Here is an 11,966-nt window from a genome sequence, read left to right as displayed (position 1 = left end):
ATTGGCTGGCAGCTAGGCCTTTAGCCACTACTAGCCGTTAGTCGCTAACCGTTCAGTGTTCAAAGTGTTCTCAAGGATGATCCTATGAATAAGCGTATCGTGATCTGTGCCGATGGGACTTGGAATCGGCCCGAGAAAGATCTTAAGGTCGATTTCCCAACCAATGTGCTGCGCCTCGCGCGGGCGATTAGCCCCTTGGCCAGTGACGGCAAACCCCAGCAAGTGTTTTACGATTGGGGTGTCGGTTCCTATTACGATGAAGCCATGGGCGGCGCAACAGGGCGCGGTTTGCATAAAAACATCATGGATGGGTATCGCTACATAGTGCAAAACTATTCTCCCGGCGACGAGATTTACCTCTTTGGCTTTAGTCGCGGTGCTTATACAGTGCGTTGCCTGTGTGGCTTGATTAATAACTGCGGCATACTCAAACGCCCCGATGCGGCATTGATTCAGCAAGCCTTCGACCACTATAAAAAAAGCAGTGCGCCCTTTGCCCCTGACGGCGAAAAATCCCTCGAATTTAGAGCTAGATACAGCCATGAATCGCGGGACATCAAGTTTGTTGGCGTGTGGGATACCGTTGGCGCCATGGGGATCCCTATCTCGTTTTTAGGTTTGTTCGAAGATAAAGATGAGTTTTACGACACTAAAATCGGCCGCAATGTGCGCGTTGCCCGCCATGCCTTAGCCATAGACGAACACCGCAGCGATTTTGAGCCCACCATCTGGCAACTGCGTGACAATATGGACATGCAGCAGGTGTGGTTTGCCGGTGCCCATAGCAATATTGGCGGCAGTTATAAACCCGATAAAGACGGCGCATTGCTGTCGGACAATGCACTGCTGTGGATGATATCTGAGGCGCAGAAATTTGATTTAAGCTTAGAGCCACACTTAGCCGCGAGTGTGCATCCGAGTCCGTTAGCCACCTTGCATGATTCGAGGCGCAGCTTTTATCGGATAAAACAGGAATATTTACGGCCACTCGATCCTGCATTAGTCCCAGTGCTTTTGCATCATTCGGTGAAGGCCCGCTGGGATCAAGATCCTAAGTATCGCCCCAAGAATCTACAAACCTATATCGAACACTATGGCTGGCCAGAGCTGCTAGTTTAACTCTTTAAAAATTAAGGCATATCATGATTAAGCTACACTTAGCTGGACTCGTTTTTGGGCTCAGCTTGTTTCTTCCCCATAGCGTGTTGGCCGATCCCGCTAAACGTATTATTGCGCTCTCGCCCCACGCGGTAGAAATGCTCTACGCCATAGGCGCGGGCGATGCCATAGTGGCCGCAACCGATTATGCGGATTATCCCGAGGCTGCCAAAAAAATCCCGCGTATTGGCGGTTACTATGGCATTCAAATGGAGCGGGTGATGGAGCTTAATCCCGATCTGATTGTGGTGTGGGATACGGGCAATAAAGCTGAAGACATCAATCAACTTCGAACGCTGGGGTTTAACCTTTATGGGAGCGATCCCAAAACCTTAGAAGGTGTTGCCAAGGAACTGGAAGAGCTAGGGAAATTAACTGGGCATGTTGAAGAGGCGAGCAAGGCCGCCGCTGCGTACCGCGCTGAGCTTAGTCGTTTAAGGAGCGATAATGCCAGTAAATCTGAGCCTAAAGTGTTTTATCAACTCTGGTCTACGCCCTTGATGACGGTTTCTAAAAACAGTTGGATCCAACAAATCATCAGTGTCTGCCATGGCCAAAATGTGTTTTACGATGCCGCCAGTGATTACCCGCAGGTGAGTTTAGAAAATGTGTTGCTGACCTTGCCCGAGGTGATTTTGCAAAGCCAAGAGGAAGGCAATGTTAAAGGTGTCGATTGGAGCCAATGGCCCGAAATTCCCGCCGTTAAAAATCAGCATATTTATCAGCTTAATGCCGATTTATTACACCGTGCGACGCCCAGAGCCTTACTTGGCGTTCAAGCCCTATGTGATGCCTTGGATAAAGCGCGTTAAATAAAAACGCCTGCTGTGGAAACACAGCATAGTCATTAATTGAATGGGAATTTATTACTTCAAACCCGCCCTAAGCCTTGTTGGTTGTTCATGCTTTATGTGATGCTCTGTACTGTCGTTAGTTTGTATCCTCGCCAGATGAAATCGTTAGTTGAGATAAAAGATATGTAATCAAGGAGTGAAGATGGCAGAGCAGAATGCGTTAGGGCAAGAAGCCGGTAAAGGCACGTTGATATTCCTCTGTGGCAAAATGGGCGCAGGTAAATCCACCTTATCGCGACAACTCGCCGAGGCCGAAAACTGCATTTTAATCTCAGAAGATGAATGGCTTGCTGCGCTATATCCCGATGAGATTAACGATTTTGATACTTACCTGAAGTATTCCGCTCGTCTTAAGCCCTTGCTTAAAAAGCATGTGCAGGAACTACTCTGTTCGGGAGTGTCTGTGGTGATGGACTTTCCTGCTAATACGGTTAATCAACGCCTGTGGTTTCGAAGCATTTTTACCGATTGCGGCGCCGCCCATAAACTTATTTACCTTAACCACAGCGATGCGCTTTGTTTGAGCCAACTCGATAAACGCAGACAAAGCCACCCTGAGCGCGCTATGTTCGATACCGAGGCGATGTTCTGGCATGTGAGCGGTTATTTTCAGCCGCCGACTCTGGATGAAGGCTTTGATCTTGAGGTGGCTGAGAGCTAAGCGATTGAAAAGTTTATTGAAAGCCAAGTGACTGAAGCTTAGTTACAGAAGCAAGTTACTTAAGCAAGTGACAGAATAAAAACAATAGGGAATATCATGTATCAAGTGCTTGAAGACGTTGCCTCAGCCAATGATTTTATCCGTTTACGGCAGATTTCGGGGTTAAGTCCTCGGCCAATGGCGGGCGCTATTAAGGCCTTACCTAGGAGTTTATATGGCGTGCAGATAAAGCTTGCCGATCAAACTGTGGGTATGGGGCGTGTGGTTGGCGACGGCGCGCTGAACTTTGAAATTGTCGATATTGCGGTCGATCCCGAGCACCAAGGCAAAGGCTTAGGACGGCTGATTATGCAGCACATTATGGCCTATCTAGATCGTGAGGCTTTTGAAGGCGCCTATATTACCCTGATGGCCGATGTGCCTGAACTCTATGAAAAGTTTGGCTTTAAATTCAGCAGCCCCGCAAGTGAAGGCATGTATATAGTGAAATAACACCGCTAACCCATACACTTTTAACTAAAATTCTCGTAGCGGCACTCGCAACAGGACTCGTCGCTGTAGAGCTTAAACACCAGTACTCGCAGTAGCAGAGCTAAAACAGCAGAACTAAAACAGTAGAGCTTGAATAACAGAACTCGAACAACAATCAAAGGAAGCTTAATCTATGAATACTTTACTTATTTGCCTATTTGTCGCCATGTTATTGCCGTATCTGGCGAAAGGCCCCGTCGCTTGGGCGATGGCTAAGGCGGGCGGTTATGATAATAATCATCCCCGCGCCCAGCAAGCACAGCTAACCGGTTTTGGTGCTCGCGCCTTGGCGGGGCATCAAAATGCCTTCGAGTCCTTGTTAGTGTTTGGTCTGGCGGTATTAGTGGTTATCGCCACGGGTAAAGTAAACCCCACCACTGAGTGGTTGGCAATTACCCATGTCGCCGCCCGCTTTGTGTATCACATCCTATACCTTGCCAATAAAGGCACCCTACGATCCCTCTCATGGTTTGTCGCTATCTTCAGCGCCTTCGGGATTTTCTTTCAAGCTTTTTAATGCACTGTCCCAGTGTAAAAACGGGTTTTAAAACCCGCCTAGAACCACTCGCGATAAGTAAGACGTGGCCTGTAATAAGGGTCACTTCCGCCTCTCTACCTTAAAAATGACCTTATTAAAGGTCATTTTTATATCTATTAAGCAAACTGTCAGGTTTTAATTGTTACCTTACGCCCCCGATGTATTGGTTAGTCCCTTTGCTACCGTTTTACCTCAGTTAGAGATATGTCATGTTTAAAAGGCTCAAGCTTTCGTTAATGATGCTCACATTCATGAGTACGTTTGTTGTGTACTCTTTTGAATATCCACAAAAGACGCCAGCTAATAGTCAGATTTCAAATGGAATGGTATTTCAAACATCCACTTCTTTGCCTCAAACTGCTCCCTATCCTTTAACTATGAGTACGAGTGCTCGGCTTCTTATCGATAGTACGTCAACATATGTAACGGCTTTTCTTTTGCAGTTAAATAGAGGCAATGTTGTGGAGACAGGCGTTAACTCTTTCCCATTCCCACTTATGGCCCAACAGCCCGTTTTACCCAGTTCAGAACTAAAGCCACAAAACGTCAGTATTACTTCGATTAACGAATTGATGCTCTTGTTTGATTCACTTGATTACACGCTAGAAAATTTTCATAAGGGTAATAAATCGATACCTAGATTGACCTTTGATGCAGTGGGAGAGGGCTGGCGTTCAGTGTCAAGCCAACTCCCTGTGAAGCAAAAGAAAACGGTGTTTTTTAGATTAATGACACCTTTAGTGCTGTTGGCTAATGAGAAAATTTTACAAGAAAGACAAGTTATCATGTCGGCAGATATTGATGACACAGCGCTGATTGCTTTGGCTGTTAAGTACAAAGTGTTAAGCAGTACAGATAAGCCGCTGTTAGAGGCCCAAAGACAAATGCTGCTTAAAAGGGTGGATATCCTGCCACCATCTCTAGTATTAGCACAAGCAGCAAAAGAGAGCGGTTGGGGAACATCGCGATTTTCCCATGAAGGTAATGCATTATTTGGACAGTGGGATTTCAACGGGGATGGCATGGAACCTAAGCAAAAACGCCAAGGATTAGGAAACTATGGTTTAGCCCGTTTCGACACACCACTTGCCTCGGTGGAAGGGTATCTACTGAATTTGAATACCCATAATGCCTATCAAAAGATGCGGGATCTTCGTGTTCAATCCAGACAAGATAATCAAGCTGTGACAGGCTCTGAACTCGCTGGGACGTTAGACCGATATTCGGAGCGCGGGCACGCCTATGTTGAGGCGATTCGTCAAATGATCCGCACCAATAAGCTCTATCTGGTGGATGATACTTATTTGAGTGATGACGCGCCACTACATCTATTAACAAGAACAAACTAAGTGATTGGTTAAATGTACATTATTACTTAGACACTATTGAGAGACCTATTTAATTTAGGCCTGATTCATCAGCGACAAAGCCAAATAAATATGCTTGCAGTTCAGACAAAATTTCAATTTCATTCTCGAACAAGTCATCGTGTTCAACCCACTCTTGTCTTGATAACATATTTAAATCAGAGATATTTACATTGTATTTATCAATATATTCAGAAAATTCTTTAGTCATTACAGGCTTATAGACATTCAAAATATTTCTAACTTGATTATTGAGTTTTGCACTAAGATCATTCCAACTTTTTATAAGCTCCTTCTCTCTCTCTTTAAGCCTTGGCATTTCATCTATCTCATCCTCTTGCATATGGTTCAAACGCATATAAATGTCATACATTTCTTTAGATAACTCTAACTTATTCGATAGTGCATTCAACAAATCAAAAACAATACCTTTCCTGAGTTCCCACCGTCTTGATCTTTCTTGTGTATACAAACCACTACCATGCACTAGGACAGCGATGATGGATGCAAAGGCTATTACGATGTTAGTTAACACACCTAAGCTTAAGGTAAGAATATCTAAACAAATAAAGATACAGCCAAATAAAACCAAACCAACCATAATTCCAACTAAGATTGGGCTCATTAAATCATCACAAAAACGTATAATTCTTATATACATGCTTTAGCCCTATATTTCATCTGTAAACTTCAACAACAGTGATATTATTCTTTATTCTCAATTAATTAAAGCTATCTCAGCCCTTCTCAACCAATACGCATACGACTTCTTACTGTCTAATCCCATCAATGCCAATTGGCCTTTGCACACGTAACAAGTGCGAATCGCCCGAATACAGTTTGGCGATAACCGCTCAATCATCCTATCGAACTGGATCACATGCTTAGGAGCGCTCAAAAAAAGACAGAAAATGCATAACTCTTTTAATGCGAAATGTTAACTCTAATGCCACAGAAGTTCACCTCTCCCCGGCGAAGCTGTTGAAATATTTTGATAAAAATGCCGTGGCGATATCATGGATGATGGCGCAGGCTCTGGGTTAGCCGTTAGGTGACTTTTAGTGGGCGTATGATACTGGTTACTATGGTGTTTACGGAGATATGAGTCATGTAGCTACAGACATACTTAAGTGTTGGCGAAATTAATCACTTGCATGTAAGTGACCGTTGGCGGCATGGATGCCGTCGTCGAGCCCTCAGGGACGAGTTTATGTCGTGTCACTGGAATGAAAGTGATTAATTCTATGCATAACAGATAAAGCACTAATCACCCTTAAAGAGGGGATTGCTGTTAATTCCTTCTTGGTCGATTCTTGATTAACAAATCAGGGGTGAAGCCCCACGACGTTGACTTTTCTTGATAAAAATACTGATAGATAAAACCAATCAGTTGGTTGCAAAACTCCACATGGCTTGAATCAATCCATCAGAGACTTCAAATACCACCATCACCTCAAAGGGTTCATCTCTAATCCCGCTGATGCGTTCGTAATCGACGACTTTATTGCCCACCACCATACGGCTGACGATTTCTGCATGTAAGTTGGGCAGATTAAAGCGTTCATTCTGATAGAAGTCACTAAAAGTGGCTTTACCTTGGATGACGGGCGCTGTTGCGGGTGGACGATAGATGCACACATCATCACTAAACTGGGCGACAAACGTAGTGATATCGCGCTGGTTGTAGGCTTCAAGCTGGGCTTGCACTAAGGCTTCGGGTGAGCTTTCTACTGCTCTGGCTTTAGTTCTGGCACTTGCACCGATACCTGTGGCTTCCGTCATATTCACTATCCTAATGTTTTTATTACAACAACTTAAGCTGTGTTTGTCCCCATTGTGTGGCGAAAGGCATCGCCTCCTGCGGACTCAGGACAAACTCTTGTTCGCATCCATCGCCGCGGGGTGTTTCCCAGAATTTGATGGCCTTTGCCTCAAGGGTGAGCTGATAATATCCCGAGCCGTCTGATGAAGGACATTCTGGATCTAACTCTTTACCTGCAAACAATTTTTCCCTTAATGCTTGGGGTAAAGGATGGCTCATATTATCTAGCATGCTTTGCGGTTTGGTATCGGCGAGAAACCACTGCCACGGGTGGAAAGGTTTACCATCGCTAAGGGAGAAACTGACAAATTCTTGGCTGATACCATTAGCGCCGTAACCTGCGGCCCAGCGATATAGGCGCACACTGAGCCAATGCTGATTAATAAAAATCGGCTCGGCAAAGGTTTCGTCAGTCACAAAACTGCCCATTTGTGCCAGCATTCTGCGGCGAGTGTCAAAGGTTTGTGCTAGTTGGGCTTCATCGGTGAGCTTATGTTCAAGCCATTGATTAATTGCCAAGATCCCCGTTTGTGGGCCTTTAAATTCGATCCCTACTTCTGTACCGAACGTCAGCGGGCGATACTCAATATTTTCATAGGGTTGCCATTTCCCTCGGCTGAGTTTTGGCCTTGTTTCTAGTGGCAGGTTATACGCATCGGCGCCGCAATCTTCTACATCATCTGGGCTGATTGCTCGCTCAAGTTGTACGGGGAACGATTTACTCGCGCTATCTTTAAACCAATGGCCGCTCAGTTTTTGTGGCGTGACAGTATCAAACTGCCAGTTCCCTGTATTGCCTTCTTCTTTCCACAGTTCATCTTGCTGCTCGAGCCTTATCGGCGTTAAGTAGCGTTGATAGTAATAACTGCCTGTTCCATATTGATTAAAGCAGACTCTGACTTTGCTTTTGCCTAATTGTCCCTGCCAGATCCCCGTCAGTTCATTGGCCGCAAAGGAATGTAATGGGAGCGTAGAAGCAAGCAATAGGCTTGAAGATAAAACCGAGAATAACATCCTTGTGGGCATACTGATTTTCTCTTAAAAGGTCATAGGTTAGGGCTGTATTTTAAGCGAGAGACACTAGCCGATTGTGGTCTAAAAATCAAAATGAATCTGGGGCATAAAAAAGTCGCCCGTAGGCGACTTGATGTTAAAGACTTAAGGCTTACTCAACCTGCCAATCAATGGCTTCGCCTGCACGAATCGGCACTACGTTAGTGTCGCCCAGCGGGTAAGTTGCAGGGACATTCCATGGTTTTTTCACTAGCGTGATCGTGTCGGCGTTACGTGGCAGATTGTAAAAATCTGGGCCATTGAAGCTGGCGAACGCTTCGAGTTTATCCAGCGCATTCACCGATTCGAAGGCTTCGGCATACAGCTCAATGGCGGCGTGGGCTGTGTACGAACCCGCGCAGCCACAGGCGGCTTCTTTTTTATCCTTAGCGTGGGGCGCCGAATCTGTGCCGAGGAAGAACTTCTTGCTGCCGCTTGCCGCAGCCGCTAATAACGCTTGCTGGTGGGTATTGCGTTTTAAAATCGGTAGGCAGTAAAAATGTGGGCGAATACCGCCCGCCAGCATATGGTTGCGGTTATACAGCAAATGGTGGGCTGTGATAGTCGCAGCCACATTATCAGACGCTTGGGTGACAAAATCGACCGCATCTTTAGTGGTGATATGTTCAAGGACGATTTTGAGGTCTGGGAAATAGGCGACGATTTTGCTGAGGATATTTTCGATAAAAACGCGCTCGCGGTCGAAAATATCAATCGATGAATCCGTGACTTCACCGTGCACTAAAAACAGCATGCCGACTTCTTGCATGGCTTCGAGGGCAGGGTAGATGTTCTTCAAATCGGTTACGCCTGAATCCGAGTTGGTCGTCGCGCCTGCAGGGTAGAGCTTAGCGGCGACAATTTTACCCGAAGCTTTGGCTTTACGAATTTCATCTGGGCTAGTTTTGTCAGTTAAATACAACACCATCAAAGGTTCGAACTGTGAGCCCGCTGGCACCTGCGCTTTAATACGGTCGTAATAAGTCAGTGCGGTTTCGGTATCGATAGCGGGTGGCACTAAGTTTGGCATAACGATGGCACGGCCCATATAGCGGCTGATGTCGCGCACTGTATCTTTAAGTTGGGCGCCGTCTCTTAAATGAATATGCCAGTCGTCTGGGCGAGTGATTGTTATTGTGGTCATAGGGTTTGGTCTTTTGATCGTTTTTGCTGCGAGGGTGGCAGGATCTTATGTGGCAAGGATTTTACTGTAAAGGGAAACTCGGTGGTTTCGGCCAATAAATCTGTTAGGACATGTAATTGAAGCGCTTAGCTGCATGGCTCGCACTAGGTCATCGTTTTTAACATCGGACACTTTTGCTTAATCTGCTGCGGACACTTTTCGATTTAACTTCCAGTGTCCGCGGACACTTTTATCAGTAATCTCAAGTTAACATTTTGAATAATAATGTTTTTACTGGTTTGGCATAGGCTTTGCTTTCTCTGTGGTATAGATTTCCAATAGTGTCCGTTGATTGCGCTTCGGCACTGATGATTCCGACAGGGAAGCGAGTAAAGCCATGATTAAAGATACTAGCGGCCAAGATACTGTACTTGTGCCATCGACCACTAAACGTCTTAAGTTACCTCTGTTGATCGGCGGTTGCGCCTTATTGGTCAGCGCCTTAGTGTGGGCGAGCTTGGGCGCAGATAACGTGAGCAAATCTTTAAGCCGCAGCGACATCACCACGGCAACACTCTTTGTTGGAACCTTAACCCGCGATGTAGCGACCACAGGTAAAATCGTGGCGGCGAATGCGCCTATTTTGTATAGCACTGAGGAAGGCACAGTCACTCTGCTGAGTAATCCTGGCGATAGCGTTAATAAAGGCGATGTGGTTGCCAAGCTTGATAGCCCAAGATTAACCAATCAGCTAGAGCAGGCTAAATCGATTTTGGCAGGAATGCAGAGTGCTTTAGAGCGTGCCAAGTTGGACGCGAGACGCGATCAACTGCAAGTAAATCAAACCTTAGACATGGCCGCGGTGGATTTAGAAGCCGCAGACAGGGAGCGCCGCCGGGGTGAGTTATTAATTACAAATAAGCTGATCAGTGAAATCGATTACGAGAAAGGTAAGGACGATTTACACAAGGCTAAGCTTAAATTTGCCCATGCCGAGCAGGAAGTGGCGCTAACAAAAGACACCCTGACCTTCGAAATTAAAAATAAAGCCTTAGAGGTCGAGCGCCAAACCCTTGCCGTGCATGAACTCGAACGCCAAGTTGAAGCCTTGAATATCAGAGCGCCCGTGGGCGGCATTATTGGCAACTGGATCACAGAGCAGAAAACCCGCCTTAGCGCTAACCAACCAATTCTAACCGTTGTGGATTTAAGCGCCTATGAGGCCGAACTTGCGGTGCCAGAGTCCTATGCCGACGATCTGGGTTTAGGCATGGAAGTTGAGCTCAGTTTTGGCAGCGTGAAGTTAATGGGCAAGTTATCGTCCATCTCCCCCGAAGTGCGTAACCGTGAAGTGACCGCAAGGGTGCAGTTCGTTCAAGATAACAGCTTGAAACTGCGTCAGAACCAACGTATCTCTGCCCGAGTTTTACTGGAGCACAGACCCGATGTACTAATGGTGAAACGCGGCGCCTTTATGACTAGCGGTGGTGGCAATGAGGCTTACCAAATTGAAGGCGATTTAGCCAGCCGCCGCGAGATCAAACTCGGCAGTACCAGCATGAGCCAAGTCGAAGTACTCGAAGGCGGTAAAGCCGGAGATGAGTGGGTGATATCCAGTGTCGAACCTTTTAATCAAGCAGAACAGGTCAGGATTCATTGATGACCGATATTCGTAAATTACTAAATAACCAATCTGATGAATATAACGGCGCAGCGATCAAGGTGAATGACGAAACCTGCTGCGACATGGACAAGAATAGGAGCCGAATATGCGTGATAAACAATTTGATTTCAGTGTGTTGATGTCATCAAAAATGTTTGGCGTGTTGGCCTTACTGCTACTGGTGGTCGCGGTGGAGTTGAGTATTGGTGAAGCCAATAGCTGGTTTTTCCTTGGACTGAATATCTTGGAATGGACCAATCCATTGGAGGAGGTTCGCCAAGTGGGTGAGGTTTCACTCGAAAGTGCCGACTTTATATTGGGCGTTTTTGTGTGGCTTGTAGAATCTGTCGTTGAGCCATTTTTCGGCTGATGACGCTGCCATGCATCACGTCGTTTAGATGCAGCGTCAGGGCGTAAAATTGATTTGATTATTTTAAGGAAATTAACATGTTATCAATGAAGAGTGTGAGCAAGGTTTTTAAAACGGATTTAGTGGAAACCCACGCCCTGCGCGATTTTAACCTCGAAGTGAATGAAGGCGAGTTTGTTGCGGTAACGGGTCCTTCTGGCTCAGGTAAAACGACTTTTTTAAATATCGCGGGTTTGCTCGAAGGTTTTACCCACGGTGACTATTTTCTCGATGGCATTAACGTGTCTAACCTGAGCGATAACAAGAGCGCTGCTATCCGTAACGAGAAAATCGGCTTTATCTTCCAAGGCTTTAACTTAATTCCCGACCTTAACTTGGCAGAAAATATCGAAGTGCCGCTGCGCTACCGTGGTTTTAATGCCAAGGAACGCCAACGCCGCGTACAGCAAGCATTAGAACAAGTGGGTTTAGCTTCACGACTCAAGCATTTTCCCACTCAGCTTTCGGGCGGACAGCAACAAAGGGTGGCGATTGCCCGCGCATTAGCCGGTGAACCGCGTTTTCTGCTCGCCGATGAACCAACGGGTAACCTCGACAGCTTAATGGCGCGCCAAGTGATGGAATTACTTGAAAATATCAATCAAGCGGGCACGACTATTATCATGGTGACGCACGACCCTGAACTCGCTCGCCGTGCCCAGCGCAATATTCAAATCGTCGATGGTCAAGTGTGTGATTTTACTATGTATCAGCCCCATGGCAGTGTGCAAACTACGGCTTCGCACCCATTAGATAAACTTGTCGCCAACGCTGACTAAGGATACGC

At 46.1% G+C, this 11,966-nt stretch carries 13 protein-coding genes and 1 pseudogene; 9 read left to right on the top strand and 5 right to left on the bottom strand.

All coding sequences use genetic code 11. The features are described 5' to 3' along the window. The first annotated feature begins 84 nt into the window (after positions 1-84). The 6 genes from Q4Q52_RS10250 (at position 85) to Q4Q52_RS10225 (ending at position 5,091) form a co-directional block, all read left to right on the top strand. On the top strand, positions 85-1,119 hold the full coding sequence (locus tag Q4Q52_RS10250; protein ID WP_011847598.1) for a DUF2235 domain-containing protein: 1,035 nt from the start codon (positions 85-87) through the stop codon (positions 1,117-1,119). A gap of 23 nt (positions 1,120-1,142) precedes the next feature. Beyond that, positions 1,143-1,970 carry a cobalamin-binding protein gene (locus tag Q4Q52_RS10245; RefSeq protein ID WP_311990540.1) on the top strand — a complete coding sequence of 276 codons (828 nt, stop codon included), beginning with the start codon at positions 1,143-1,145 and terminating at the stop codon, positions 1,968-1,970. A gap of 184 nt (positions 1,971-2,154) precedes the next feature. Next, positions 2,155-2,673: an ATP-binding protein gene (locus Q4Q52_RS10240; protein ID WP_311990539.1), complete on the top strand. Its 519-nt coding sequence runs from the start codon at positions 2,155-2,157 to the stop codon at positions 2,671-2,673. 96 nt (positions 2,674-2,769) lie between these two features. After that, on the top strand, positions 2,770-3,165 hold the full coding sequence (locus Q4Q52_RS10235; protein WP_115335357.1) for a GNAT family N-acetyltransferase: 396 nt from the start codon (positions 2,770-2,772) through the stop codon (positions 3,163-3,165). Between the two features lie 172 nt (positions 3,166-3,337). Continuing rightward, complete coding sequence (locus Q4Q52_RS10230) at positions 3,338-3,721, top strand: MAPEG family protein (RefSeq protein ID WP_011847592.1); 384 nt, start codon at positions 3,338-3,340, stop codon at positions 3,719-3,721. Positions 3,722-3,951: 230 nt separating this feature from the next. Continuing rightward, positions 3,952-5,091 carry a glucosaminidase domain-containing protein gene (locus Q4Q52_RS10225; protein ID WP_311990538.1) on the top strand — a complete coding sequence of 380 codons (1,140 nt, stop codon included), beginning with the start codon at positions 3,952-3,954 and terminating at the stop codon, positions 5,089-5,091. A 49-nt stretch (positions 5,092-5,140) separates the two neighbouring features. Here the strand turns inward: Q4Q52_RS10225 and Q4Q52_RS10220 are convergent, their stop codons facing one another. From Q4Q52_RS10220 to pyrC, 5 genes and pseudogenes are all read right to left on the bottom strand, one after another. After that, a complete protein-coding gene (locus tag Q4Q52_RS10220; RefSeq protein ID WP_311889592.1) occupies positions 5,141-5,734 on the bottom strand; it encodes a hypothetical protein in 594 nt (197 codons plus the stop codon). Positions 5,735-5,827: 93 nt separating this feature from the next. After that, positions 5,828-6,007 (bottom strand): annotated as a pseudogene (locus tag Q4Q52_RS10215) (hypothetical protein); the annotation flags it as partial. Between the two features lie 488 nt (positions 6,008-6,495). Further along, positions 6,496-6,891: a nuclear transport factor 2 family protein gene (locus tag Q4Q52_RS10210; protein ID WP_311990537.1), complete on the bottom strand. Its 396-nt coding sequence runs from the start codon at positions 6,889-6,891 to the stop codon at positions 6,496-6,498. Positions 6,892-6,913: 22 nt separating this feature from the next. After that, entirely contained in the window at positions 6,914-7,957 is a 1,044-nt protein-coding gene (locus tag Q4Q52_RS10205) for a hypothetical protein (protein WP_311990536.1), read from the bottom strand. Positions 7,958-8,096: 139 nt separating this feature from the next. Further along, positions 8,097-9,128, bottom strand: a complete 1,032-nt coding sequence (pyrC, locus tag Q4Q52_RS10200) for a dihydroorotase (RefSeq protein ID WP_311990535.1) — start codon at positions 9,126-9,128, stop codon at positions 8,097-8,099. 376 nt (positions 9,129-9,504) lie between these two features. Between pyrC and Q4Q52_RS10195 the strand changes: the two genes are divergently transcribed. The 3 genes from Q4Q52_RS10195 to Q4Q52_RS10185 all read left to right on the top strand — a co-directional run bounded on the left by Q4Q52_RS10195 (position 9,505) and on the right by Q4Q52_RS10185 (position 11,958). Continuing rightward, a complete protein-coding gene (locus Q4Q52_RS10195; RefSeq protein ID WP_220592169.1) occupies positions 9,505-10,767 on the top strand; it encodes an efflux RND transporter periplasmic adaptor subunit in 1,263 nt (420 codons plus the stop codon). Positions 10,768-10,876: 109 nt separating this feature from the next. Beyond that, positions 10,877-11,140, top strand: coding sequence for a hypothetical protein (locus Q4Q52_RS10190; protein WP_063883753.1), 264 nt, complete (start codon positions 10,877-10,879; stop codon positions 11,138-11,140). Positions 11,141-11,217: 77 nt separating this feature from the next. Further along, positions 11,218-11,958, top strand: a complete 741-nt coding sequence (locus tag Q4Q52_RS10185) for an ABC transporter ATP-binding protein (RefSeq protein ID WP_063883752.1) — start codon at positions 11,218-11,220, stop codon at positions 11,956-11,958. Positions 11,959-11,966 lie beyond the last annotated feature (8 nt).

The organism is Shewanella sp. SP1S2-4 (assembly GCF_031932075.1).
GTDB classification, from domain to species: Bacteria; Pseudomonadota; Gammaproteobacteria; order Enterobacterales; family Shewanellaceae; genus Shewanella; species Shewanella baltica.
Note: the sequence above shows the minus strand (reverse complement) of the source record. Positions and strands in the feature narration are given on the sequence as shown.

Excerpts from the sequence above, each read along its gene's own strand:
- pyrC (WP_311990535.1), bottom strand. The coding sequence starts at position 9,128 with ATGACCACAATAACAATCACTCGCCCAGACGACTGGCATATTCATTTA.
- Q4Q52_RS10235 (WP_115335357.1), top strand. The coding sequence starts at position 2,770 with ATGTATCAAGTGCTTGAAGACGTTGCCTCAGCCAATGATTTTATCCGT.
- Q4Q52_RS10220 (WP_311889592.1), bottom strand. The coding sequence starts at position 5,734 with ATGAGCCCAATCTTAGTTGGAATTATGGTTGGTTTGGTTTTATTTGGC.
- Q4Q52_RS10245 (WP_311990540.1), top strand. The coding sequence starts at position 1,143 with ATGATTAAGCTACACTTAGCTGGACTCGTTTTTGGGCTCAGCTTGTTT.
- Q4Q52_RS10210 (WP_311990537.1), bottom strand. The coding sequence starts at position 6,891 with ATGACGGAAGCCACAGGTATCGGTGCAAGTGCCAGAACTAAAGCCAGA.
- Q4Q52_RS10230 (WP_011847592.1), top strand. The coding sequence starts at position 3,338 with ATGAATACTTTACTTATTTGCCTATTTGTCGCCATGTTATTGCCGTAT.
- Q4Q52_RS10195 (WP_220592169.1), top strand. The coding sequence starts at position 9,505 with ATGATTAAAGATACTAGCGGCCAAGATACTGTACTTGTGCCATCGACC.
- Q4Q52_RS10250 (WP_011847598.1), top strand. The coding sequence starts at position 85 with ATGAATAAGCGTATCGTGATCTGTGCCGATGGGACTTGGAATCGGCCC.
- Q4Q52_RS10225 (WP_311990538.1), top strand. The coding sequence starts at position 3,952 with ATGTTTAAAAGGCTCAAGCTTTCGTTAATGATGCTCACATTCATGAGT.
- Q4Q52_RS10190 (WP_063883753.1), top strand. The coding sequence starts at position 10,877 with ATGCGTGATAAACAATTTGATTTCAGTGTGTTGATGTCATCAAAAATG.
- Q4Q52_RS10205 (WP_311990536.1), bottom strand. The coding sequence starts at position 7,957 with ATGCCCACAAGGATGTTATTCTCGGTTTTATCTTCAAGCCTATTGCTT.
- Q4Q52_RS10240 (WP_311990539.1), top strand. The coding sequence starts at position 2,155 with ATGGCAGAGCAGAATGCGTTAGGGCAAGAAGCCGGTAAAGGCACGTTG.
- Q4Q52_RS10185 (WP_063883752.1), top strand. The coding sequence starts at position 11,218 with ATGTTATCAATGAAGAGTGTGAGCAAGGTTTTTAAAACGGATTTAGTG.